The organism is Streptomyces glaucescens (assembly GCF_000761215.1).
Taxonomy (GTDB): domain Bacteria; phylum Actinomycetota; class Actinomycetes; order Streptomycetales; family Streptomycetaceae; genus Streptomyces; species Streptomyces glaucescens_B.
The window spans coordinates 2,311,447-2,334,215 of record NZ_CP009438.1 but is presented as its reverse complement, the minus strand read 5'-3'; the positions used below and the strand labels follow the sequence as shown (position 1 = coordinate 2,334,215).

General features: G+C 72.9%; 18 protein-coding genes and 1 pseudogene. 8 read left to right on the top strand and 11 right to left on the bottom strand.

Features of this window, described 5'->3' with window-relative positions:
- Window positions 1–6: 6 nt before the first annotated feature.
- The 3 genes from SGLAU_RS10110 to panB all read right to left on the bottom strand — a co-directional run bounded on the left by SGLAU_RS10110 (window position 7) and on the right by panB (window position 2,919).
- The gene (locus SGLAU_RS10110) at window positions 7–882 is read right to left on the bottom strand and encodes an ABC transporter permease (RefSeq protein ID WP_043500342.1); all 876 of its coding nucleotides are present in this window, start codon (window positions 880–882) and stop codon (window positions 7–9) included.
- Window positions 879–1,898 (bottom strand): ATP-binding cassette domain-containing protein, encoded by a 1,020-nt coding sequence (locus SGLAU_RS10105; protein ID WP_043500341.1) that lies wholly within the window; start codon window positions 1,896–1,898, stop codon window positions 879–881. Before SGLAU_RS10105 ends, SGLAU_RS10110 begins: the two co-directional genes overlap by 4 nt.
- A gap of 145 nt (window positions 1,899–2,043) precedes the next feature.
- Window positions 2,044–2,919 (bottom strand): 3-methyl-2-oxobutanoate hydroxymethyltransferase, encoded by an 876-nt coding sequence (panB, locus tag SGLAU_RS10100; protein ID WP_043500338.1) that lies wholly within the window; start codon window positions 2,917–2,919, stop codon window positions 2,044–2,046.
- Window positions 2,920–3,145: 226 nt separating this feature from the next.
- Here panB and SGLAU_RS10095 point away from each other — a divergent pair, with 226 nt between their 5' ends.
- The 4 genes from SGLAU_RS10095 to SGLAU_RS10080 all read left to right on the top strand — a co-directional run bounded on the left by SGLAU_RS10095 (window position 3,146) and on the right by SGLAU_RS10080 (window position 8,169).
- Window positions 3,146–4,747, top strand: a complete 1,602-nt coding sequence (locus SGLAU_RS10095) for an MFS transporter (protein WP_052413688.1) — start codon at window positions 3,146–3,148, stop codon at window positions 4,745–4,747.
- 220 nt (window positions 4,748–4,967) lie between these two features.
- Window positions 4,968–5,510, top strand: coding sequence for a TetR/AcrR family transcriptional regulator (locus SGLAU_RS10090; RefSeq protein WP_099052924.1), 543 nt, complete (start codon window positions 4,968–4,970; stop codon window positions 5,508–5,510).
- A 181-nt stretch (window positions 5,511–5,691) separates the two neighbouring features.
- On the top strand, window positions 5,692–6,741 hold the full coding sequence (locus tag SGLAU_RS10085; RefSeq protein WP_043500332.1) for an endonuclease/exonuclease/phosphatase family protein: 1,050 nt from the start codon (window positions 5,692–5,694) through the stop codon (window positions 6,739–6,741).
- Window positions 6,742–6,948: 207 nt separating this feature from the next.
- A complete protein-coding gene (locus tag SGLAU_RS10080) occupies window positions 6,949–8,169 on the top strand; it encodes an MFS transporter (RefSeq protein WP_043500330.1) in 1,221 nt (406 codons plus the stop codon).
- A gap of 227 nt (window positions 8,170–8,396) precedes the next feature.
- Here the strand turns inward: SGLAU_RS10080 and SGLAU_RS10075 are convergent, their stop codons facing one another.
- From SGLAU_RS10075 to SGLAU_RS10065, 3 genes are all read right to left on the bottom strand, one after another.
- The gene (locus tag SGLAU_RS10075; protein ID WP_043500326.1) at window positions 8,397–10,145 is read right to left on the bottom strand and encodes an NAD+ synthase; all 1,749 of its coding nucleotides are present in this window, start codon (window positions 10,143–10,145) and stop codon (window positions 8,397–8,399) included.
- Between the two features lie 82 nt (window positions 10,146–10,227).
- The gene (locus SGLAU_RS10070; protein ID WP_043500324.1) at window positions 10,228–10,851 is read right to left on the bottom strand and encodes a DUF305 domain-containing protein; all 624 of its coding nucleotides are present in this window, start codon (window positions 10,849–10,851) and stop codon (window positions 10,228–10,230) included.
- Window positions 10,848–11,513, bottom strand: coding sequence for a DUF3105 domain-containing protein (locus tag SGLAU_RS10065; protein WP_043500322.1), 666 nt, complete (start codon window positions 11,511–11,513; stop codon window positions 10,848–10,850). Before SGLAU_RS10065 ends, SGLAU_RS10070 begins: the two co-directional genes overlap by 4 nt.
- A gap of 343 nt (window positions 11,514–11,856) precedes the next feature.
- On the opposite strand from SGLAU_RS10065, the gene glnA reads away from it, so the two are divergent.
- Window positions 11,857–13,218: a type I glutamate--ammonia ligase gene (gene glnA, locus SGLAU_RS10060; RefSeq protein ID WP_043500321.1), complete on the top strand. Its 1,362-nt coding sequence runs from the start codon at window positions 11,857–11,859 to the stop codon at window positions 13,216–13,218.
- A 42-nt stretch (window positions 13,219–13,260) separates the two neighbouring features.
- Here the strand turns inward: glnA and SGLAU_RS10055 are convergent, their stop codons facing one another.
- Together SGLAU_RS10055 and SGLAU_RS36175 are read right to left on the bottom strand one after the other, a co-directional pair.
- On the bottom strand, window positions 13,261–13,710 hold the full coding sequence (locus tag SGLAU_RS10055) for a VOC family protein (RefSeq protein WP_043500319.1): 450 nt from the start codon (window positions 13,708–13,710) through the stop codon (window positions 13,261–13,263).
- Window positions 13,710–13,853, bottom strand: a pseudogene (locus tag SGLAU_RS36175) (pyridoxamine 5'-phosphate oxidase family protein); the annotation flags it as partial. The gene SGLAU_RS10055 and the pseudogene SGLAU_RS36175, both read right to left, overlap by 1 nt.
- Window positions 13,854–14,023: 170 nt before the next feature.
- Here SGLAU_RS36175 and SGLAU_RS10050 point away from each other — a divergent pair.
- Entirely contained in the window at window positions 14,024–17,020 is a 2,997-nt protein-coding gene (locus SGLAU_RS10050; protein ID WP_043500317.1) for a bifunctional [glutamine synthetase] adenylyltransferase/[glutamine synthetase]-adenylyl-L-tyrosine phosphorylase, read from the top strand.
- Here SGLAU_RS10050 and SGLAU_RS10045 read toward each other — a convergent pair.
- A complete protein-coding gene (locus SGLAU_RS10045; protein WP_043500315.1) occupies window positions 17,008–17,931 on the bottom strand; it encodes a DMT family transporter in 924 nt (307 codons plus the stop codon). The two genes, SGLAU_RS10050 and SGLAU_RS10045, sit on opposite strands and share 13 nt — an antisense overlap.
- Before the next feature lie 91 nt (window positions 17,932–18,022).
- On the opposite strand from SGLAU_RS10045, the gene SGLAU_RS10040 reads away from it, so the two are divergent.
- Complete coding sequence (locus tag SGLAU_RS10040) at window positions 18,023–18,922, top strand: LysR family transcriptional regulator (RefSeq protein ID WP_043500313.1); 900 nt, start codon at window positions 18,023–18,025, stop codon at window positions 18,920–18,922.
- Between the two features lie 46 nt (window positions 18,923–18,968).
- On the opposite strand, the gene SGLAU_RS10035 is transcribed toward SGLAU_RS10040, so the two are convergent.
- The gene (locus SGLAU_RS10035) at window positions 18,969–19,847 is read right to left on the bottom strand and encodes a phosphatase PAP2 family protein (protein ID WP_043500312.1); all 879 of its coding nucleotides are present in this window, start codon (window positions 19,845–19,847) and stop codon (window positions 18,969–18,971) included.
- Window positions 19,848–19,978: 131 nt separating this feature from the next.
- The gene (locus SGLAU_RS10030; protein ID WP_043500310.1) at window positions 19,979–21,013 is read right to left on the bottom strand and encodes a LacI family DNA-binding transcriptional regulator; all 1,035 of its coding nucleotides are present in this window, start codon (window positions 21,011–21,013) and stop codon (window positions 19,979–19,981) included.
- A gap of 428 nt (window positions 21,014–21,441) precedes the next feature.
- Here SGLAU_RS10030 and SGLAU_RS10025 point away from each other — a divergent pair, with 428 nt between their 5' ends.
- Window positions 21,442–22,710, top strand: a complete 1,269-nt coding sequence (locus SGLAU_RS10025; RefSeq protein ID WP_043500308.1) for an extracellular solute-binding protein — start codon at window positions 21,442–21,444, stop codon at window positions 22,708–22,710.
- Window positions 22,711–22,769: the final 59 nt, after the last annotated feature.

The window sequence follows — 22,769 nt, the reverse complement described above, 5'->3', positions numbered from 1 at the left end:
GCCCGGTCAGCTCTTGGTCTTGAACTTGCGGATCGCGATCGGCGCCATCACCGCGGTGATCAGCACCGTCCAGCCGAGCGTGACCCACAGGTCGCGCGCCACCGGGCCGCCCACCATCAGTCCGCGCGCCGCGTCGGCGAGCGTGGACAGCGGGTTGTAGTCGGTGAAGGCCTGGAGCCAGCCGGGCATCGACTGCGGCGGCGCGAACACCGAGGAGCCGAACTGCAGCGGCATCAGCACCAGGAAGCCCATGCCCTGCACGGACTGCGCGTTCTTCAGGACGACACCGAGGGTCAGGAACACCCACATCAGCGAGGAGCCGAACGCCGCGGCGAGGGCCACGGCCGCGAGCAGGCCGCCCCAGTCGGTGACGTCGAAGCCCACCAGCACGCCCACGACCAGCAGGATCGCGACGGCGACCAGCATCCGCAGCAGCTCCACCGCGATCTTCGCGAAGAGCACCGAGCCACGCCCGATGGGCAGCGACCTGAAGCGGTCCATGACACCGGAGTTGAAGTCCTGGTTGAACCCGGTGCCCACCCCCATGGCCATGTTCATCCCCATCATGGCCAGCAGACCGGGCACCACGTACTGGACGTACTCGTCCTGACCGCCGCCCAGCGCCTGCCCGATCGACCCGCCGAACACGTAGACGAACAGCAGCGTGAACACGATCGGCATGAGCACCGCGTCGAACATCGACTCCGGGTCCTGCCGGATCCACAGCAGGTTGCGGCGGATCAGCGCGCCGGTGTGCCGCAGGTGCCCGCGCAGCGGGATCGGGGTGTCGGCGGCCGGGACGGCCGGGGCGGCGGCGGTAGCCGAAGGGGCGGCGCGATGCGCCTCGCTCGGGGCGGTGGCGGGGGACGGGCGGGCGCTCATACGGCGGCCTCCTCGCGGGCGTCGGTGGGCGTGGCGTCCTGCGGGGCACCGGCACGGTGGCCGGTGAGGGACAGGAACACCTCGTCCAGGCTGGGCAGTTCGGTGCTGACGGAGGACAGGGTGATGCCGAGGCCGACGGCCGCGGAGACCACCGCGGTCAGCTGCTCGTCGCTGAGGATCGGCACGAGCACGGTGCCGCGCTCGGTGTCCACGGTGGTGGTGGCGAGCCCGGTGATGCCGAGGTCGTCCAGCGCGCGGGCCAGCGGGCGCAGCTGGAGCGGATCGGCCGGCCTCACCCGCAGGGTGCGCCCGCCCACCTTCGCCTTCAGCTCCTCGATGCCGCCGGTCGCGATGACCTTGCCGCGGTCGACCACGGTCAGCTCGGAGGCGAGCTGCTCGGCCTCCTCCATGTACTGCGTGGTCAGCAGCACGGTCACGCCGTCCCCGACCATGCGCTTGACCTCGTCCCACACCTCGTTGCGGGTGCGCGGGTCCAGGCCGGTGGTCGGCTCGTCCAGGTAGAGCACGGCCGGCCGGCCGATCATCGAGGCGGCCAGGTCGAGCCGGCGGCGCATGCCGCCGGAGTACGTCGCGACGGGCCGCTTGGCCGCGTCGGTCAGCGAGAAGCGCTCCAGCAGCTCGTCGGCGCGGGCGCGGGCCTCCTTGCGGGGCAGGTCCAGCAGCCGGCCGATCAGGTACAGGTTCTCCCAGCCGGGCAGCTTCTCGTCCACCGAGGCGTACTGCCCGGTCAGGCCGATCACCCTGCGGAGCTGCCGGGGCTGCCGTACGACGTCGTATCCGGCGACGGTGGCCCGGCCGGCGTCGGGGGCGAGCAGGGTGGACAGGATCCGCACCAGGGTGGTCTTGCCGGCGCCGTTCGGCCCGAGCACCCCCATCACGGTGCCCTCCCGCACCTCCAGGTCGACGCCGTCCAGCGCCTTCGTCTCGCCGTAGTGCTTCACCAGCCCTCGTACGGTGACGGCCGTGGTGCCGTTTCGCTCGTCGATGCGTGTCATGCCGACGACAGTGCCAGGTCCCACCGACAAACGGCCGACAGGTCACCGACAGGCCCGCCGACAGCCCGCGCCCCGGCGGGCCGGGGAACGGGACAGCCCCGCCGACGGGGGACGATCGGCGGGGCTGCCGGGTTACCGCGGTGGCTCAGTGGACGGAGTGCTCCTCCTGCGGGAACGTTCCGCCGACCACGTCCTCGGCGAACGCCCGCGCCGCGTCGCCCATCACCCGGCGCAGGTCGGCGTACTGCTTCACGAACTTCGGCACCCGGCCGCCGGTCAGCCCGAGCATGTCGGTCCACACCAGCACCTGGGCGTCCGTCTCGGCGCCCGCGCCGATGCCGACCGTCGGGATGTGCAGGGTCCGGGTCACCTCGGCCGCCAGCTCGGCCGGCACCAGCTCCAGCACCACCGCGAACGCGCCCGCGTCCTGCACGGCCTTGGCGTCCCGCAGCAGCTGCTGGGCCGCCTCCTCGCCGCGCCCCTGCACCCGGTACCCCATGGCGTTCACCGACTGCGGGGTCAGCCCGATGTGGGCCATCACCGGGATGCCGGACTCCACCAGCAGCCTGATCTGCTCGTGGGAGCGCTCGCCGCCCTCCAGCTTCACGGCCTGTACGCCCGCCTCCTTCACCAGGCGGGTCGCCGAGCGCAGGGCCTGCACCGGGCCCTCCTGGTAGGAGCCGAAGGGCAGGTCGCCGACGATCAGCGAGCGCCGGGTGCCGCGCACCACGGCCGCGGCCAGCATGGTCATCTCGTCGAGGGTGACGGGGACGGTGGTCTCGTACCCGAGGTGGCAGTTGCCCGCCGAGTCGCCGACCAGGATCACCGGGATCCCCGCCTCGTCGAAGACGGAGGCGGTCATCGCGTCGTAGGCGGTGAGCATCGGCCACTTCTCGCCCCGCTCCTTGGCGAGGGCGATGTCGCGGACGGTGATACGCCGGGTGCCCTTGCCCCCGTACAGCGCCTTGCTGCCGCCGGAGGTGCCGCTCTGCGCGGTCTGGGCAGCCGAAAGCTGAGTCATTGCAACGGCTCCTTACGTCATCTCGAGGCGCCCTGACGGCGTCCCCGGACCGTTCCATGGTGGCACCTCGTGCCACGCTCGGCTAGGGGGACCCCCTGGGAGGCGGCTCACGCGTCCGGGAGGCGCCCGCGGGTGCCCGCACGGCCGCGCGTGCGGTGGCGTAAGAGCTCGGTGAGAAGATGCGAAACGGAACGGTTCCGTATCGTAAGTGGCCTACGCTCGGCACATGACTCGTCCCGCCGCCCCCGCCACCCGAGTCCCCGAAGCGGTGCACCGGCGCCGCTGGGCCATCCTCGGTGTGCTCATGCTGAGCCTGCTGATCGTGGTGCTCGACAACTCGATCCTCAACGTCGCCATCAAGACGATCTCCACTCCCGCCCCGACCGGCATCGGCGCCGGCCAGAGCGAACTGGAGTGGGCCATCAACGCCTACACCCTCGTCTTCGCGGGCCTGCTGTTCACCGCCGGACTCCTCGGCGACCGGCTGGGCCGCAAGAAGGTGCTGCTCGGCGGGCTGACGGTGTTCGGGATCGGCTCCGCGCTCGCCGCGTTCTCCGGCTCCCCCGGCGAACTGATCGCCTACCGCGCGGTGATGGGCCTCGGCGCGGCCTTCGTGATGCCCGCCACCCTCGCGGTGCTGATGAACGTCTTCGAACGCGAGGAGCAGCCCAAGGCCATCGGCATCTGGGCCGGCGGCGTCGGCCTCGCCATAGCCATCGGCCCCATCACCGGCGGGGTGCTCCTCGACCACTTCTGGTGGGGCTCCGTCTTCCTCGTCAACGTGCCCATCGTGCTGCTCGCGCTGGCGCTGATGGTGTGGCTCGTGCCCGACTCCCGCGACCCCAGCCCCGGCCGCGTCGACCCCGTCGGCGTGGTGCTGTCCGTCGTCGGACTCGTCCTGCTCGTCTTCGGCATCATCAAGGGCGGCGAACTCGCCGACTTCACCGACCCGGCCGTGCTCACCGCCATCGGCGCGGGACTCGCGGTGCTCGCCGCCTTCGTCGTCTTCGAGAAGCGCAGCGACCACCCGTCCATCGACGTCACCTACTTCCGCAACAAGGTCTTCTCCGCCGCGATCGCCGCGGTCGCGCTGGTCTTCTTCGCGCTGATGGGCGTCACCTTCTTCTCCGTCTTCTACACCCAGAGCGTGCGCGGCTACTCGCCCCTGGAGACCGGACTGCTGATGCTGCCGCTGGCCGCCGCCCAGCTCGTCTTCGCGCCGCGCGCCCGGCTCGTCGTCGACCGCTTCGGCAACAAGGCCACCACCACCGGCGGCATGCTGGTCATCGCCGGCACCCTCGCCGCCTTCGCGAGCTTCGACGCGGACACCCCGATCTGGCTGCTGGAGACCGTCTTCTTCCTCATGGGGGCCGGCATGGCCCACATCATGACCCCCACCAGCGTGGTCGTCATGCAGGCCCTGCCCCGCGAGAAGGCCGGCTCCGCCTCCGCGCTCAGCAACACCTTCCGCCAGGTCGGCGGCGCCCTCGGCATCGCCGTCCTCGGCTCCGTGCTGTCCGCCGCCTACCGCGACGGCATCGAGGACGAGCTGACCGCCCTGCCGGCCGCCCTCCACCACACCGCGGGCGAGTCCATCGAGGGCACCCTCGCCGTCGCCGCCCGCCTGGGCCCCCGCGGCGACGCCCTGATCGCCCCCGCCCACGACGCCTTCCTGCACGCCATGCACCTCACCGCCCTGTGCGGGGCGGCCGTGGCACTGGCCGGCGCCCTGGTGGTGGCGCTCTTCCTCCCGGGCCGCCCGCCCGCGCCGGCCCCGGACGGCACCGCCGCCGAACCGGCCCCCGTCCCCCTGGGCGACCGGTCCTAGGGCCTCCGGCCGGGGTCCCCGGTGCCGGGGCCGGCACCGGGGACCGGGGGCGGGGCGGCGGGTTCCGGGCGGCCGGGGACCGGTGTACGGGAGAATCACGGCACCGCACGAAAGGACCTGCCCAGTGAACCGCCTCGCCGCATCAAGCCCCGGTCACGGCGCCCCCGCGCGGGGGCGGCCCCGCAGCGAGGCGGTGGAGCGGGCCATCATCGAGGGCGTGATGCGACTGCTGGAGGACGGCGTGCCGCTGGCGGAGCTGTCCATCGAGCGGATCGCCCGCACCGCGGGCGTCGGCAAGGCGGCCATCTACCGCCGCTGGCCCGGCAAGGAGGAGCTGTTCGTCGACGTGGTCCGCGCCGCCGAGCCGCCCGACCCCGAACTCCCCGGCACCTCCATGCGCGACGACCTGGTGGCCCTGCTGGAACAGCTGCGCCGGCGCGGCCTGATGGCCCAGTCGTCGGCCATCCTGCTCAACGTCTACGCCCAGATGAAGAGCAGCCCGAAGATCTGGGCCGCCTACCGCGCGAGTGTCATAGAGCCGCGCCGCCGCGCCCAGCTGGAGGTGCTGCGCCGGGGCCGGCGGGACGGCGAGCTGCGCGAGGACGTGGACATCGAACTGCTGAACGACCTGTTCATCGGGCCGATGCTGCTGCGCACGATCATGCGCCCGGGCGCCGAGCTGCCCGAGGGCTTGGCGGAGGAGATCGTCGACCGGCTGCTGGAGGGACTGCGCCCGGCGGGTGACGACGCGCCACGCCGGTGAGCCGGATTGTGCGCGTTTCGTCACAGTGGCCGTCACGAACGCCACAATCGGAACTCCCCGCGCGTGCTTCGTCGTCCTCGTGCCCGTACGGCCGTCATGGGACGGCGGGAAGAAGCCGATCATCCCCTAGGGTCTTAGACGCGGGGGAGACGGTGTGCACGGCAGGTAGCGAGGCGACGGTATGGCGCAGCAGGCGTACGTGACGGAGACGGACGGCGGCGGCTCGGGGCCCGAGCGCCGGGAATCCCGCTTCCGGCGCCTGACGCACCGTCTCATCGCCGCCTGGCGCGGCGATCCGCGGATCTGGCGCCGCGGCCTGGTCGTCGCCGCCCTGGCGGCGCTGCTGGCCCTGGTGATGGTGGCGCACGCGCACATCCCGAACCGGTTCGGCAACCTGGGCAGCCTCACCGAGACGTTCCTGCCCTGGCTGGGCCTCGGCGTCCCCGTGCTGCTCCTGCTCGCCGTGGTGCGCAGGTCCGCCAGCGCGCTGATCGCGGTGCTGCTCCCGGCGATCGTCTGGCTCAACCTCTTCGGCGGGCTCCTCACCGACAAGGCGGCGGGCGGCGGCGACCTCATGGTGGCCACGCACAACGTCAACGCCGACAACGCCGATCCGGCCGGCACCGCCCGCTCGGTGGCCGCGTCCGGCGCGGACGTGGTGGCCCTGGAGGAGCTGCGGGCCTCGGCGGTGCCCACGTACGAGAAGGCGCTGGCGTCGACGTACCGGTACCACTCGGTGCAGGGCACGGTCGGCGTGTGGAGCAAGTACCCGCTCGGCGACATCGCGCCGGTGGACATCAAGCTGGGCTGGACGCGGGCCATGCGGGCCACCGTGACGACCCCGGCCGGGCCGGTCGCGGTGTACGTCGCCCATCTGCCCTCGGTGCGGGTGAAGCTGGAGGCCGGGTTCACCGCGCGGCAGCGCGACACCAGCGCCGACGCGCTGGGCGAGGCCATCGCCGGTGAGCCGCTGGAGCGGGTGGTCCTGCTCGGGGACCTCAACGGCACCATGAACGACCGGGCGCTGAACGCCGTGACCTCGCAGATGCGCTCCACGCAGGGCGCGGCGGGCAGCGGCTTCGGGTTCAGCTGGCCGGCGTCGTTCCCGATGGCGCGGATCGACCAGATCATGGTGAAGGGGGTCGAGCCGGTGAAGTCCTGGACGCTGCCGGAGACGGGGAGCGACCACCTGCCGGTCGCGGCGCGGGTCCGGCTGGCCACGGGATCCTGAGGCACCGCCCCGGGACGGTCACGGCCGCCACCTGCCGGTCGCGGGCGCCCCGCCCCGCCACCTGCCGGTCGCGGGGCGGGGCGGTGGGGCGCACGCCGGAGGACGGGACGCGGCCCGGGAGGCGGGACGCGGAATACGGGTGTGGGAGACTTTGTTCCGTAGCTGAACATAACCCGCCCGTCCCCGCTCCCCGAAAGGCACGACCCCATGCCCCTGGCCCTGCTCGCCCTGGCCGTAGGTGCCTTCGGCATCGGCACGACCGAGTTCGTGATGATGGGCCTGCTGCCCGACGTCGCCGCCGACCTCGGCATCTCCATCCCGAGCGCCGGCCACCTGGTCTCCGCCTACGCCCTCGGCGTCGTCATCGGCGCCCCGCTGCTCGCGGCCCTCACCGCGCGCATGTCCCGCCGCGCGGTGCTCATCGGCCTGATGGTCCTCTTCGTCGCCGGCAACGCCCTCTCGGCGTTCGCCCCCGACGAGCACTACCTGCTGGCCGCCCGCTTCCTCAGCGGCCTGCCGCACGGCGCCTTCTTCGGCGTCGGCGCCGTGGTCGCCACCACCCTGGTCGCCCCCGAGCGCAAGGCCCGCTCGGTCTCCCTGATGTTCCTCGGCCTGACCGTCGCCAACATCGCCGGCGTCCCCGCCGCCACCCTCATGGGCCAGCACCTCGGCTGGCGCGCCACCTTCCTCGGCGTCGGCGCGATCGGCCTCGCGGCGATCGCCTCCCTGGCACTGCTCGTGCCGCGCGACGCCACCCCGGCGCCCGCGGCCGGGCTGCGCGGCGAAGTGGCCGCCCTGCGCTCGCTCCCCGTGTGGCTGGCACTCGGCACCACGGTCGCGGGCTTCGGCGCCCTGTTCGCCGCCTACAGCTACATCACCCCGATGCTCACGGACGCGGCGGGCTACGCCGAGACGAGCGTGACGCTGCTGCTGGCCCTGTTCGGCGTGGGCGCGACGATCGGCAACCTGCTCGGCGGCCGGCTCGCCGACCACGCCATGCGCGGCACCCTCTTCGGCGGACTGCTCGCCCTGGTGGCCGTCCTGTTCGCATTCCCGCTGCTGATGCGCACTCCCGCGACGGCGGCCCTGGCGGTGGCCCTGCTCGGCACGGCCGCCTTCGTCACCGGCTCCCCGCTCCAGCTCATGGTCATGGAGAAGGCCGCCGCGGCCCCCTCCCTCGCCTCCTCCGCCAACCAGGCCGCCTTCAACCTCGCCAACGCCGGCGGCGCCTGGATCGGCGGCCTCGCCCTCGCGGCGGGCTTCGGCACCACGTCCCCCGCCCTCGCGGGCGCCCTCCTGGCCGTCCTGGGCCTGGGCGTCGCGGCCGTGGCCCACGCGGTGGACCACCGCCGGGCCGTCCCCGCCGGTGGCCGCGAACGCCTGGTGGCCTCGGGCACGCCCACGGCGGCGGAACGAGTGCCCAACTGACGTCCGCCCCCGTCGGACCCGGGGCCGGACCGGCCCGCGGCTCCGCCACGCGGCCGCGCCCCGGCACGACCCGCTCGCCGCGGCCGCGTGATGGCGGTAGTCCCGCCGGGTGGAGGCGCGTTCGCCGCGGCTGCGCGCGGGCGGCAGTGTTGCCGGGTGGAGGCGCGTTCGCCGCGGCCGCGTGATGGCGGCAGTCCTGCCCGCGGCCGCGCGCCCGCCGGTGGCGCCTACTCCCGCCACCCGTTGGTGATCGGCAGCCGGCGGTCCTTGCCGAACCCCTTCGGGGAGATCTTGGTGCCCGGCGGGTACTGGCGCCGCTTGTACTCGGCGGTGTCGACCAGCCGCAGCGTGCGCGCCACCAGTCCGGGATCGAAGCCGGCCGCGACGATCGTGCCGGCGCCCTCGTCGCGGTCGACGTAGCGCTCGAGGATCGCGTCGAGGACGGGGTAGTCCGGCAGCGAGTCGGTGTCGACCTGGCCGGGGCGCAGCTCGGCGCTCGGCGGCTTGCTGATCGAGTTCTCCGGGACGGGCGGGGTCTCGCCGCGCGCCTCGGCCGCGCGGTTGCGCCACCGGGCGAGGCGGAAGACCGACGTCTTGTAGACGTCCTTGATGGGGCCGTACGCGCCCACCGAGTCGCCGTACAGGGTGGAGTAGCCGACGGCCAGCTCGGACTTGTTGCCGGGGGCCAGCACGAGGTGGCCCTCCTGGTTGGAGAGGGCCATCAGGAGCGTGCCGCGCAGGCGGGACTGGAGGTTCTCCTCCGCCAGGCCGGTCAGCCCCAGCGACCCCATGTACGCGTCGAACATGGGCGCGATCGGGATCGTGCGGAAGTTCAGGCCGGTACGGCGGGCCAGCTCCGCCGCGTCGTCCCTGGAGTGCTCGGACGAGTACCTGGAGGGCATGGACACGCCGTACACGTTCTCCGCGCCCACCGCGTCGCAGGCGATCGCCGCGACCAGCGCGGAGTCGATCCCGCCGGACAGGCCGACGAGGACGGACCGGAAGCCGTTCTTCACGACGTACGCGCGCAGGCCCGTGACGAGCGCCGCGTACACCTCCTCGTCGTCGTCCAGCCGCTCGGAGCACCCGCCGGTGTACTCCGGCTCGTACGGTGCGAGCGGCTCCTCGGAGAGCACCAGGCGGTCGACGCGCAGACCGTCGTCGACCACGCCGGCCGGGGCGTCCGGCACCGCGGCCGGCAGGTCCAGGTCCAGGACCAGGCACTCCTCGGCGAACTGCGCCGCCCGGGCGATCACCTCGCCGTCCGCGCCGACCACGATCGAGTCACCGTCGAACACCAGCTCGTCCTGCCCGCCCGTCATGGCGAGGTAGGCGGTGGTGCAGCCGGCCTCCTGGGCCCGCCTGCGGACCAGCTCCAGCCGGGTGTCGTCCTTGTCGCGCTCGTACGGCGAGGCGTTGACGGAGATCAGCAGGCCCGCCCCGGCGGACCGGGCGGCCGGCACCCGCCCGCCCTCCTGCCACAGGTCCTCGCAGATGGCCAGCGCGATGTCGACGCCGTGCAGCCGCACCACGGGCATGCTGTCGCCGGGCACGAAGTAGCGGAACTCGTCGAAGACGCCGTAGTTCGGCAGGTGGTGCTTGGCGAAGGTGAGGGCCACCGCGCCGCGGTGCAGCACCGCCGCCGCGTTCTGCGGGGCCCCGGCCGGCTGGCCGTACTTCGGCTGGGCGGTCGGGCAGCGGTCCAGGTAGCCGACGAGCACCGGCAGCTCGCCGAAACCCTCCTCGGCGAGCCGTGCGGCGAGCGAGCGCAGGGCCGCGCGGGACGCCTCGACGAAGGACGGGCGCAGCGCCAGGTCCTCGACGGGATACCCGGTCAGCGCCATCTCGGGGAACACGGCCAGATGGGCTCCCCGCCCGGCGGAGTGCCGGGTCCAGCGGACGATCGCCTCGGCGTTCCCGGCGAGGTCGCCGACGCGCGAGTCGATCTGGTTCAGGGCGAGGCGTAGTCGAGGCACGCGGCCAGTGTAATCGTCAAAGCGACGCAATGGGGGGTGGCGGCCGGATCGGCCCTCCCGCCCGCGCGCCCGCCCGGACCGCTCAGCTGGCCTCCGCGCCCCGCTCCGCGAGCATGTCGGCCATCAGGTCGATCTCCGACTGCTGCGCCTCCACCATCCCCTGGGCCAGCTCCTTCTCCACCTCGACCGTGCACGCGGAGACGCAGCCCTCGGCCATGTGCACGCCGCCCTTGTGGTGCTCGGTCATCAGCTTCAGGAAGTACACCTCGGCGTCCCGGCCGCTGAGCCTGCCCAGCCGGGCCAGCTCGTCGTCGGTCGCCATGCCCGGCATCAGCGAGCCGTCGCCCCGCGAGGGCGCGTTCCCCATGCCCATCCAGCTCATCGGGGGCTTCGCGGACACCTTCGGCAGCTCCCACAGGTCCAGCCAGCCCAGCAGCATGCCCCGCTGGTTGGCCTGGGTCTGCGCGATGTCGTACGCCAGGCGCCGCACCTCCTCGTCGCGGGTGCGGTCGCGCACGATGTACGACATCTCCACGGCCTGCTGGTGGTGGACCGCCATGTCACGGGCGAAGCCGGCGTCCGCCGAGTCCGCGGTGGGCACCCGCGGCGAGCCGCTGTCCGAGGCGACCGCGTAGGTGACGGCGCCCGCCGCGACGAGCACCGCCGCCGCGGCGCCCGCGATCCACCCGGCCTGCGCCTGCCTCACTGGGGCAGTCCGCCCGTGCAGGCGGCACCCTTCTCGGGGGTCTGCTCGCCCTGGACGTACTTCTCGAAGAACGCGCCCACGGCCGGGTCGTCCGCGCCGGTCACCGTCCGCTGGTGGCCCCACGCCGTCAGCATCAGGGGGGCGGCCTGGTCCTCGTTCGGGCTCATCAGGGTGTACGGCGTGCTCTTGACCTTCGCGGACAGCTTCTCCACGTCCGCCTTGTCCGCCTTGCTGGTGTACGTGACCCAGACCGCGCCGTGCTCCAGCGAGTGCACGGCGTTCACGTTGTTCAGTTCCTTGGTGTAGACGTCCCCGTTGCAGTTCATCCACGCCTGGTGGTGGTCACCGCCGACCGGCGGCTCCATGCCGTACTTCACGTCCGTCTTGACGTGGGTCCGCGACAGCGTCCCCTTCCACGTCCGTACGCCGTCCGAGCCGGTGACGAACTTCCCCGACGTCTTGTCGTCGCTCGCCGCGCTGTCGGAGTCGCCGGACTGCGACCGCACCAGCACGACACCGCCGACGACCAGACCCGCCACGACCACCGCGCTGACGCCGATGGTGAGGATCCGGTTGCGGCGCTCGCGGGCCTGCTCGGCGCGCCGCATCTCGGCTATGCGCGCCTGACGTGCCGTACTGCTCTTGTTCTTGGCGGAACCCATGGGGCTGGCCCTTCTGGGGAGCGGGAGACGGTCGGGTGCGCTGATCGTAATGGGGTACACCGACGCTGTTGTAGGCGGCCACGGGAATCTTCGCGGAATGGCCCGATCCGCACCGGGGGCCACCGCCTGCCGGGCGGCCGTTACGCAGGCCGGCGCGAGCAGGCAAGATGGGCGTCAGGGCCGTACATCTGCCGTACCCGAGCCGTTCAGAGCGGGGCCGGCCGGCCGATCGAGGTCCGCAACGCGCGTGAAATGGTGTTGTGGTGGGATGCTCAGGTGCCCGACCGCCTCCCGGTGGTGCCCGGGGCCGGCGGCCTGACCAGCAAGGATGGGGAAGCGGAAGATGGACAAGCAGCAGGAGTTCGTGCTCCGGACCTTGGAGGAGCGCGACATCCGGTTCGTACGCCTGTGGTTCACGGACGTGCTGGGCTTCCTCAAGTCCGTCGCCGTCGCCCCGGCCGAGCTGGAGCAGGCCTTCGACGAGGGCATCGGCTTCGACGGCTCCGCGATCGAGGGCTTCGCCCGCGTCTACGAGTCCGACATGATCGCCAAGCCCGACCCGTCCACCTTCCAGGTCCTGCCCTGGCGCGCGGAGGCCCCCGGCACCGCCCGGATGTTCTGCGACATCCTCATGCCGGACGGCTCCCCGTCCTTCGCGGACCCGCGCTACGTCCTCAAGCGCGCCCTGGCCCGCACCTCCGACCTGGGCTTCACCTTCTACACCCACCCGGAGATCGAGTTCTTCCTCCTGAAGGACCGCCCGCTGGACGGCTCGCGCCCCACCCCCGCCGACAACTCCGGCTACTTCGACCACACCCCGCAGAACATCGGCATGGACTTCCGCCGCCAGGCGATCACCATGCTGGAGTCCATGGGCATCTCGGTCGAGTTCTCCCACCACGAGGGCGCCCCCGGCCAGCAGGAGATCGACCTCCGCTACGCCGACGCGCTCTCCACCGCCGACAACATCATGACCTTCCGCCTGGTCATGAAGCAGGTCGCCCTGGAGCAGGGCGTCCAGGCCACCTTCATGCCGAAGCCGTTCTCCGAGCACCCCGGCAGCGGCATGCACACCCACCTCTCGCTCTTCGAGGGCGACCGCAACGCGTTCTACGAGTCCGGCGCCGAGTACCAGCTCTCCAAGGTGGGCCGCTCCTTCATCGCGGGCCTGCTCCGGCACGCCGCCGAGATCTCCGCCGTCACCAACCAGTGGGTCAACTCGTACAAGCGCATCTGGGGCGGCTCCGAGCGCACCGCCGGCGCCGGCGGCGAGGCACCCTCCTACATCTGCTGGGGCCACAACAACCGCTCCGCCCTGGTCCGCGTGCCGATGTACAAGCCGGGCAAGACCGGCTCGGCCCGCGTCGAGGTCCGCTCCCTGGACTCCGGCGCCAACCCCTACCTCGCCTACGCCGTCCTCCTGGCCGCCGGCCTCAAGGGCATCGAGGAGGGCTACGAACTCCCGCCCGGCGCCGAGGACGACGTGTGGGCCCTGTCCAACGCCGAACGCCGCGCCATGGGCATCGAACCGCTCCCGCAGAACCTCGGCGAGGCCCTGACCCTCATGGAGGGCAGCGACCTGGTCGCCGAGACCCTGGGCGAACACGTCTTCGACTTCTTCCTGCGCAACAAGCGGCAGGAGTGGGAGGAGTACCGCTCCGAGGTGACGGCCTTCGAGCTGCGCAAGAACCTGCCGGTGCTGTAGGGCGCGTGCGGGGACGGCGGGGTGGCCGCCGTCCCCGGGGCCCTACTGCTGCTGCTTGCGCGCCAGCTCCGCCAGCACCCGGTACAGCGGCTCCGTCGCCCGCCTGCGGTACTCCTGGACCGACCAGCCGTTGCCGTCGGGGTCCTTGAAGTACATGAACGTCGCCCCGTCGTCCTCCGCGTACCGCACCGGCTCCGACACCTCCAGGCCGCGCTCCAGCAGCTCGGCCCGGGCCGCCTCGATGTCGGCCACGCACAGCTGGAGGCCCTGGTAGGAACCCGGCGCCGGCTTCGGGCCCTTGGCCAGCTCCCAGACGCTGTCGCCGAGGGCGATCGAGCAGCCGGAGCCGGGCGGGGTGAGCTGCACGATGCGCATGCCCGGCATGACCTCCTGGTCGATGTCGACGTGGAAGCCGACCTTGTCGCGGTAGAAGTCGCGGGCGCGGTCGATGTCGCTGACGGGCAGCGGGATCACTTCGAGGGTCAGGTCCATCAAGGCCACTCCTTCGTCGACGCCGGCGTCGTGCGGGGCTGGGCACCGAACCGCCACCTCGTCCGGCGGAACGGCTGTCCCTTACCGAAGCCGAAAACGGTCCGCGGCGCCACCCGGTGCCCGACGGCGTGTCGCGAGCCGTGGCCGGACCCCCGCCCGGCGGCCGCCGGCTCGCCCGTCCGCCCGGCCCGCGCCGTCCTCCGCCCGGACTCACCGGCACCGTCCCCGCCCGCTCCGGATAGGCTCGGCACGTACGACGCTGATCTGGTACGACATCGATCTCGTACGACGTGATCCGGACGGGAGGCCTGGGATGACGGCGCCGGGGCGCAGGAGCAGTACCTTCACACGGCTGCTGCGGCACGGCTTCACCGACGCCACCTCCGCCGAGCGGCTGCTGGACAGCGCCGAGCTGGCACCCGTGCGCAACGATCCGGTGCTGCTGGAGGCACTGGGCGCCACCGCCGACCCGGACCTCGCGCTGCGCGGCCTGGTCCGGCTGCTCGAGGCCCAGCCGTCCCCCGCCGCCCGCCGGCAGCTGCTGGACACGGTCATCGCGGCCAAGCCGCTGCGCGACCGGCTGCTCGGCGTGCTCGGTGCCTCCGCCGCGCTCGGTGAGCACCTGGCCCGGCACGCCGCCGACTGGCAGGCGCTGGCCGGGTACGAGCCGCGCGACCTGCACCCCGGCGTGGCGGAGTTCGAGCGCTGCCTGGCCGGCGCCGACGACCCCGTCACGCTGCGGGTCGCCTACCGCCGCTGCCTGCTGTCCATCGCGGCCCGCGACGTGTGCGGCACCACCGACGTCGCCCAGGCCGCCGCCGAACTGGCCGACCTGGCCACCGCCACCCTGCGCGCCGCGCTGCGCATCGCGGGGGCCGCCGCGCCCGAGGACGCCGCGCTGTGCCGGCTCGCGGTGATCGCGATGGGCAAGTGCGGCGGCCACGAGCTGAACTACGTCTCCGACGTGGACGTCATCTTCGTCGGCGAGGCGGTGGACGGCGCTGACGAGAACAAGGCGCTGCAGGCGGCCACCAGGCTGGCCTCGCACATGATGCGGATCTGCTCCGAGACCACCGTCGAGGGCTCGATCTGGCCGGTGGACGCCAATCTGCGGCCCGAGGGGCGCAACGGCCCCCTCGTCCGCACCCTCAGCAGCCATGTGGCGTACTACCAGCGCTGGGCCAAGACCTGGGAGTTCCAGGCACTGCTCAAGGCCCGCCCGGTCGCCGGCGACGCGGAGCTGGGGGAGGAGTACATCGCGGCGCTCGCGCCGCTGGTGTGGCAGGCCGCGGAGCGCGAGAACTTCGTCGCCGACGTGCAGAAGATGCGGCGGCGGGTGGTGGAGAACATCCCGGCCGCCGAGGTCGAGCGGGAGCTCAAGCTGGCACCCGGCGGGCTGCGGGACGTCGAGTTCGCCGTGCAGCTGCTCCAGCTGGTGCACGGCCGGGCCGACGCCTCGCTGCGCAGCGGCACCACCCTGGACGCGCTGCGGGCGCTCGCCGCGGGCGGGTACGTGGGCCGCGTGGACGCCGCCCAGCTGGAGGACGCGTACCGCTTCCTGCGCTCCATGGAGCACCGCATCCAGCTCCACCGGCTGCGCCGCACCCACCTCGTCCCGGAGGGCGAGGCCGACCAGCGGCGCCTCGGCCGCTCGCTCGGGCTGCGCACCGACCCGGTGGGCGAGCTGAACCGCGAGTGGAAGCGGCACGCGGCCGTCGTCCGCCGGCTGCACGAGAAGCTGTTCTACCGGCCGCTGCTCGACGCGGTCGCCCAGCTCGCCCCCGGCGAGGCCCGGCTGAGCACCGAGGCGGCCCGCGAACGCCTCGTCGCCCTCGGGTACGCCGACCCCGCGGCCGCCCTGCGCCACCTGGAGGCGCTGGCCTCCGGCGTCACCCGCAAGGCGGCCATCCAGCGCACCCTGCTGCCGGTGCTGCTGGGCTGGTTCGCGGACTCCGCCGACCCCGACGCGGGGCTGCTCAACTTCCGCAAGGTGTCCGACGCGCTCGGCAAGACGCCCTGGTACCTGCGGCTGCTGCGGGACGAGGGCGCAGCCGCGCAGAACCTGGCCCGGGTGCTGTCGGCCGGCCGGCTCGCCCCCGACCTGCTGATGCGCGCCCCTGAGGCGGTGGCGCTGCTCGGCGACGGCGACGGCGGCGGCCTGGAGCCACGCGGCCGCGCCCACCTGGAGCAGGAGATCCTGGCCGCCGTGGGCCGCGCCGGGAGCGCGGAGCAGGCGGTGACCGCGGCGCGCGGCGTCCGCCGCCGGGAACTGTTCCGCACGGCCGCCGCCGACATCGTCGGCTCCTACGGCACCGAGGACCGGCCCGCCGAGGCGGACCAGGGCGCCCTGGTGGACCGGGTCGGCGCGGCCGTCTCCGACCTGACCGCGGCGACCCTCGCGGGCACCCTGCGCGCGGTGGTGCGCGACACCTGGGGCGACGAGCTGCCGACCCGGTTCGCCGTCATCGGCATGGGCCGCTTCGGCGGTCACGAGCTGGGCTACGGCTCCGACGCCGACGTGCTCTTCGTGCACGAGCCGCGCGAAGGCGTCGACGAGCGGGAGGCCGCGGCGGCCGCCACCCGGGTCGTCTCCGAGATGCGCCGCCTGCTCCAGATCCCGAGCGCCGACCCGCCGCTGCTGATCGACGCCGACCTGCGCCCGGAGGGCAAGTCGGGACCGCTGGCCCGTTCCCTGAAGTCGTACGGGGCGTACTACCGCCGGTGGTCCCTGGTCTGGGAGTCGCAGGCCCTGCTGCGGGCGGAGCCGGTCGCCGGCGACGCGGACCTGGGCCGCAGGTTCGTCGAGCTGGTCGACCCGCTGCGCTACCCCGCGCGCGGGCTGGACGAGGACGCGGTGCGCGAGATCCGGCGGCTGAAGGCCCGCATGGAGTCCGAGCGGCTGCCCCGCGGCGTCGACCCCAAGCTGCACGCCAAGCTCGGTCCGGGCGGCCTGTCCGACGTGGAGTGGACCGTGCAGCTCCTGCAGATGCGGCACGGCGCCGAGCACGGGGCGCTGCGCACCACCCGGACCCGCGAGGCGCTCGCGGCGGCCCGCGAGGCCGGGCTGATCTCCGCCGAGGACGCGGCGATCCTGGACGAGGCATGGGTCCTGGCCACCCGGGTGCGCAACGCGGTGATGCTGGTCAGGGGCCGGGCCGGGGACACCTTCCCGTCGGACGTGCGGGAGCTGGCCGCCGTGGGCCGCTACCTGGGGTACGGGCCGGGGCACGTGGGCGACATGCTCGACGCCTACCGCAGGACGACGCGCCGGGCCCGGACCGTGGTGGACGAGCTGTTCTACGGCGCCTGAGCGGCCCGCGGCGAGCTGCGCACCGCGCTCACCGGCACCGGCTGCGGCCGGGCCGGGGCGCGCCGGGTCATCGCCACCCCGAGCAGTACGACCGCCATCCCCGCCACCACGCGCGCGCCCACGTCCTCGCCGAGCACCAGCGCACCCAGCGCCACCGACACCACCGGCAGCAGGTAGCCGACCGTCGCCGCGCTGGTCGCGCCCTCGTCGGCGATGAGGCGGTAGTTGAGGTAGAAGGTCACGCCGGTGCCGAGCACGCCGAGCGCGGTCACCGCGAGGAGCGCGGTGAGGTCGGCGTCCACCGGCCCGGCCACCGGCAGGGCGAACGCGGTCCAGCCGGTGGCGGTGAGCAGCTGCGCCGCCGACAGCGCCAGCGGGGCCCGGCGGTCGGTGAGGTGCCGGGCCATGTACGCGAACGCCACGGCGTAGCTCGCGGCGGCGGCCAGCAGCGCGGCGGCGCCCCAGCTCAGCAGGTCCGAGCGCTGCCAGGGAGCGAAGATCAGCAGCGTGCCGGCGAAGCCCAGCAGCAGCCCGGCCAGGCGTGTCCGGCCCAGGCCGCGGTCGGTGCCGAGCAGCACGCCGATCAGCAGCGACCACAGCGGCGTGGTCGCGTTCAGGACCCCCGCGATGCCCGAGTCGACGGTCTGTTCACCCAGGCTGAACAGGGCGAACGGCAGGGCGTTGCAGAACAGCGCGGCCACCACGAGACGGCCCCAGACGGCCCGGTCGCGGGGCAGCCGCTGGCCGGCCCAGCGGGCCAGGAGCAGCAGCACGGCGGTGCCGAGGGCGCAGCGGGCGATGGTGATCTGGGCGGGGCCGAGGCCGTGGTCGAGGGCGAGTTTGATCCAGAGGAAGCCGGAGCCCCACAGGAGGGCGAGGACGGCCATGCGGACGCTGGAGGCGAGGGACATGCCTCCACGGTCCGCGCGTTCCCGCTTGAGGACAAGTGAAAGGTTCTGAAGCAGGGTTAAGCTGGACTACATGCGGCTTGATGTGCGACGGATGCAGGTGCTGCGGGCCGTGGTCGCCGGCGGCTCGGTGACCGCGGCGGCGGCCCGGCTCGGGTACACGCCCTCCGCGGTCAGCCAGCAGATCGCGGCGCTGGAGAAGGAGGCGGGCGCGGAGCTGCTGGAGCGGGTGGGGCGCGGGGTGCGGCCCACGGCGGCGGGCCTGCTGCTGACCGAGCACGCCGACGCGATCGCCCGGCGGGTCGCCGAGGCCGAGACCGCGCTCGCCGATCTGCTGGCGGGGCGCACGGGCCGGCTCTCGGTGCGGTACTTCGCGACGGCGGGGGCCGCGCTGGTGGCGCCGGCGGTGGCGCGGCTGCGGGAACTGCACCCGGGGGTGCAGGTGGAGCTGCGGCTGGCCGACCCCCGGGACCCGCTGCCGGACGTGCGCGAGGGCCGGGCCGACCTGGCCCTGGTGGTGGGCCGGCCGGAGCCCGCCGGGGAGGGCGTCCAGGACGGCGTGCGGCTGCTGCGGCTGCTGGACGACCCGTACCTCGCCGTCCTGCCCAAGGGGCACCCGCTGGCGGCCCGGCGCAGCCTGGACCTGGCGGAACTGGCGGAGGAGCCGTGGGTGGGCAGCGAGTGGCCGGGACCCTGCCTGGACGCCCAGCTCGCGGCCTGCGCGGCGGCGGGCTTCCAGCCCCGGTTCGTCGTCGACAGCGAGGACTACGTCACGGCCCAGGGGTTCGTCGCGGCGGGCCTGGGCGTCACCCTGATCCCGCGCCTCGGTCTCGGCGGCCGGCACCCGGACGTCGTCGTACGCCGTCTGAAGGCGCCGGAACCGTCCCGCACCATCCTGGCCGCCCTGCGTCCCGCGGCGCCCGCGCAGCCGGCCCTGACGGCGTTCCTGGAGGCACTGCGCGAGGCGGCGGGGAGCGGGCCGGCGTTGCCGTAGGCGAGCCGGCCCTCCGCCGGGAGGCCGTGCGGCGGCGCGGGAGGTGTCAGGCCTTGGTCGGCAGGAGGGCCCGGGGCGCGGGCGTGTGCACCAGCCTCGGCAGGGCGTGCGGGAGGGCGCCGTACCAGACGCGGACCACCCCGTAGCCGAAGGCCAGGCACAGGACGCCGCCCACCGCGTCCAGCCAGAAGTGGTTGGCGGTGGCGACGATGACGACCAGGGTGGCCGTGGGGTAGAGCAGGCCGAGCACCCGCACCCACGGGACGCCGGCCAGCGCGAAGAGGGTCAGTCCGCACCACAGGGACCAGCCGATGTGCATCGACGGCATCGCGGCGTACTGGTTGGACATGTTCTTCAGGTCGCCGGAGGCCATCGATCCCCAGGTCTGGTGGACCAGGACCGTGTCGATGAAGCCCTCGCCGTTCATCAGGCGGGGCGGGGCGAGCGGGAACAGGTAGTAGCCGACCAGCGCGACGCCGGTCGTCGCGAACAGTGCCAGGCGGGTCGCGGCGTAGCGGCCGGGATGGCTGCGGTAGAGCCACACCAGCACGCCGAGCGTCACCACGAAGTGCAGCGTCGCGTAGTAGTAGTTCATGCCCACGATCAGCCAAGTCACGGCGTTGATCGTGTGGTTGACCGACTGCTCGACGGCTATCCCGAGCTGCTGCTCGGCTTTCCAGATCCAGTCCGCGTTGCGCAGCGCCTGCGCCTTCTGCTCGGGCACGGCGTTGCGGATCAGCGAGTACGTCCAGTAACTCACCGCGATCAGCAAGATCTCGAACCACAGCCGCGGACGGCGCGGTGCGCGCAGACGGCGCAGCACCTTCGGCGCGCTCTGTCCCGATCCCTCCGCGGCATCGTCCGCGACGGTCTGCGGAACGGCCGCTGCTCGGCCTTCCGGGGTCGTCACGGTCGTCTCACTCATGGGCACAGAGTCTGCCAGATCAGCGTTCCCTCCCCGATCATCCCCCGGTCGGGTCCTGGTCGCATGTTCTACCACCGCCGGACCACCCTTCGTACCACGGGCGTGCGGCGCCCGGCCCGGCGTTCTCCGCCTTACGGACGATTCCGGTCCCCGGGGGCCGAAGCGGTCGAACCGCGCACCACCAGCTCCGGCATGAACACGAACTCGCTGTGCGGCGCGGGCGTCCCGCCGATCTCCTCCAGCAGCGTGCGCACCGCGGCCTGGCCCATGGCCGGCACCGGCTTGCGGACCGTGGTCAGCGGCGGATCGGTGAAGGCGATCAGCGGGGAGTCGTCGAAGCCGACGACGGAGACGTCCCGGGGCACCTCCAGGCCGAGCTGGCGGGCCGCGCGTATGGCGCCCAGCGCCATCATGTCGCTGGCGCAGACCACCGCGGTGCAGTCCCGGTCGATCAGCGCCATGGTGGCGGCCTGGCCGCCCTCCAGGGTGTACAGCGAGTGCTGGATCAGCTCCGACTCGATCACCGTGGCGGGCAGTCCCAGCTGGTCCTGCACGGCCCGGACGAACCCGTCGATCTTCCGCTGCACCGGAACGAACCGCTTCGGGCCGAGGGCCAGCCCGATCCTGGTGTGGCCGAGGGAGACCAGGTGCGTGACCGCGAGGGTCATCGCCGCCCGGTCGTCGGGGGAGATGAACGGTGCCTGCACCTTCGGCGAGAAGCCGTCGACCAGGACGAACGGCACCCCCTGCGCCCGCAGCTGCTCGTAGCGCTGCATGTCGGCGGTGGTGTCGGCGTGCAGTCCCGACACGTAGATGATGCCCGCGACCCCCCGGTCCACCAGCATCTCGGTCAGCTCGTCCTCGGTCGAGCCGCCGGGGGTCTGGGTGGCGAGCACGGGGGTGTAGCCCTGCCGGGTCAACGCCTGTCCGATGACCTGGGCGAGGGCCGGGAATATCGGGTTCTCCAGCTCGGGCGTGATCAGCCCGACCAGGCCGGCGCTGCGCTGCCGCAGCCGCACGGGGCGCTCGTAGCCGAGCACGTCGAGTGCGGCCAGCACGGACTGGCGGGTGGTGGCGGCGACGCCGGGCTTCCCGTTGAGGACGCGGCTGACGGTCGCTTCGCTCACCCCCGCCTGCGCAGCGATGTCCGCAAGCCGTGTGGTCACAGGGTGGGACTGTACCGGCCGGGTGTCGGCTTGCCCACCAGCCGGGCGCCGGATGCGAGTTGGCCGGCGCACTGCGGGTTGCTGCGGCATGGCGTCCCCTCTGAAACGAACGGCAAGAGCTTGCAAGTCTTGCACAACACCGACCGTACCCGCTCAACCGCGTAGGACAACGGTCTCGCAGTGGTCTACAGGAGGTCACGTCCGAATAACTTCGGTGACACCTTGCACTTTTTTTCTGCAAGGTCTTTCGCAACTATTGCATCGCTGTTACGTTCACGTCGCCCGGCTGCCTCCCCCACTCTCGGCACCGCCCGAGCGGGGGGTCCCCCTCGGCGCAGTCGGCAGTCGGCAGGGAGCGGCAGACGGGGCCGCGCCCTGTCAGGGGCCCAGGCGGCCCACACTCGGGCTTTCACCCTCAAGGAGAACTCATGCGGCGTGGCATAGCGGCCACCGCGCTGGTGGCGTCCCTCGCCCTCGCGGCGACGGCCTGCGGCGGAGACGACAGCAGCGACAGCTCGGACGGGCCGGTCACCATCACCTGGTGGGACACCTCCAACGCGACCAACGAGGCACCGACGTACCAGGCGCTGGTCAAGGAGTTCGAGGCCGCCAACAAGGGCATCAAGGTCAAGTACGTCAACGTCCCCTTCGACCAGGCGCAGAACAAGTTCGACACGGCCGCCGGTTCCAAGGGCGCCCCTGACGTGCTGCGCTCCGAGGTCGGCTGGACCCCGGCGTTCGCCAAGAAGGGCTTCTTCCTGCCGCTGGACGGCACCGAGGCCCTGACCGAGCAGTCCAAGTTCAAGCCCAACCTGATCGAGCAGGCCAAGTACGAGGGCAAGACCTACGGCGTCCCCTTCACCACGGACACCCTGGCCCTCGTCTACAACAAGGCGCTGTTCGAGAAGGCCGGCGTCGAGGCCCCCAAGACCTGGGACGACCTGAAGAAGGCCGCCGCCACGATCAAGGCCAAGACCGGCGTCGACGGCTACTGGGGCTCCACCCAGTCCTACTACGCCCAGTCCTTCCTCTACGGCGAGGGCGCCGACACCGTCGACGTCGACGCCAAGAAGATCACGGTCACCTCGCCCGCCGCCAAGAAGGGCTACGCCACCTGGCAGTCCCTGTTCAACGGCAAGGGCCTGCACAAGGCCGACACCACCGCCGACGCCTACGCCCACATCCAGGAGGCGTTCGTCAACGGCAAGGTCGCCTCGATCATCCAGGGCCCGTGGGAGATCACGAACTTCTACAAGGGTTCCGCCTTCAAGGACAAGAACAACCTGGGCATCGCCACCGTCCCGGCCGGCTCCTCCGGCAAGGCGGGCGCCCCGACCGGCGGGCACAACCTGTCCGTCTACGCGGGCTCGGACGAGGCGCACCAGAAGGCCGCGCTGAAGTTCGTGAACTTCATGACCTCGGCGAAGGCCCAGGAGACCATCGCCCTGAAGAACAACACGCTGCCGACCCGCGACGACGCCTACACCGCCAAGGTCAAGGCCGACCCGGGCATCGCCGGCTACCAGACGGTGCTCTCCGCCGCCCAGCCCCGTCCCGCGCTGCCCGAGTACAGCTCGCTGTGGGGCCCGCTCGACGACGAACTGCTCAAGGTCGCCGGCGGCAAGGTGTCCCTGGACGAGGGGCTGAGCAACGCTGAGACCGCGATCGCCAAGCTGGTCCCGGACTTCAGCAAGTAAGCCCGCGTGGCCGCCGGATCCTCCGGTTCAAGGGGGGAAGGATCCGGCGGCCATCGGCC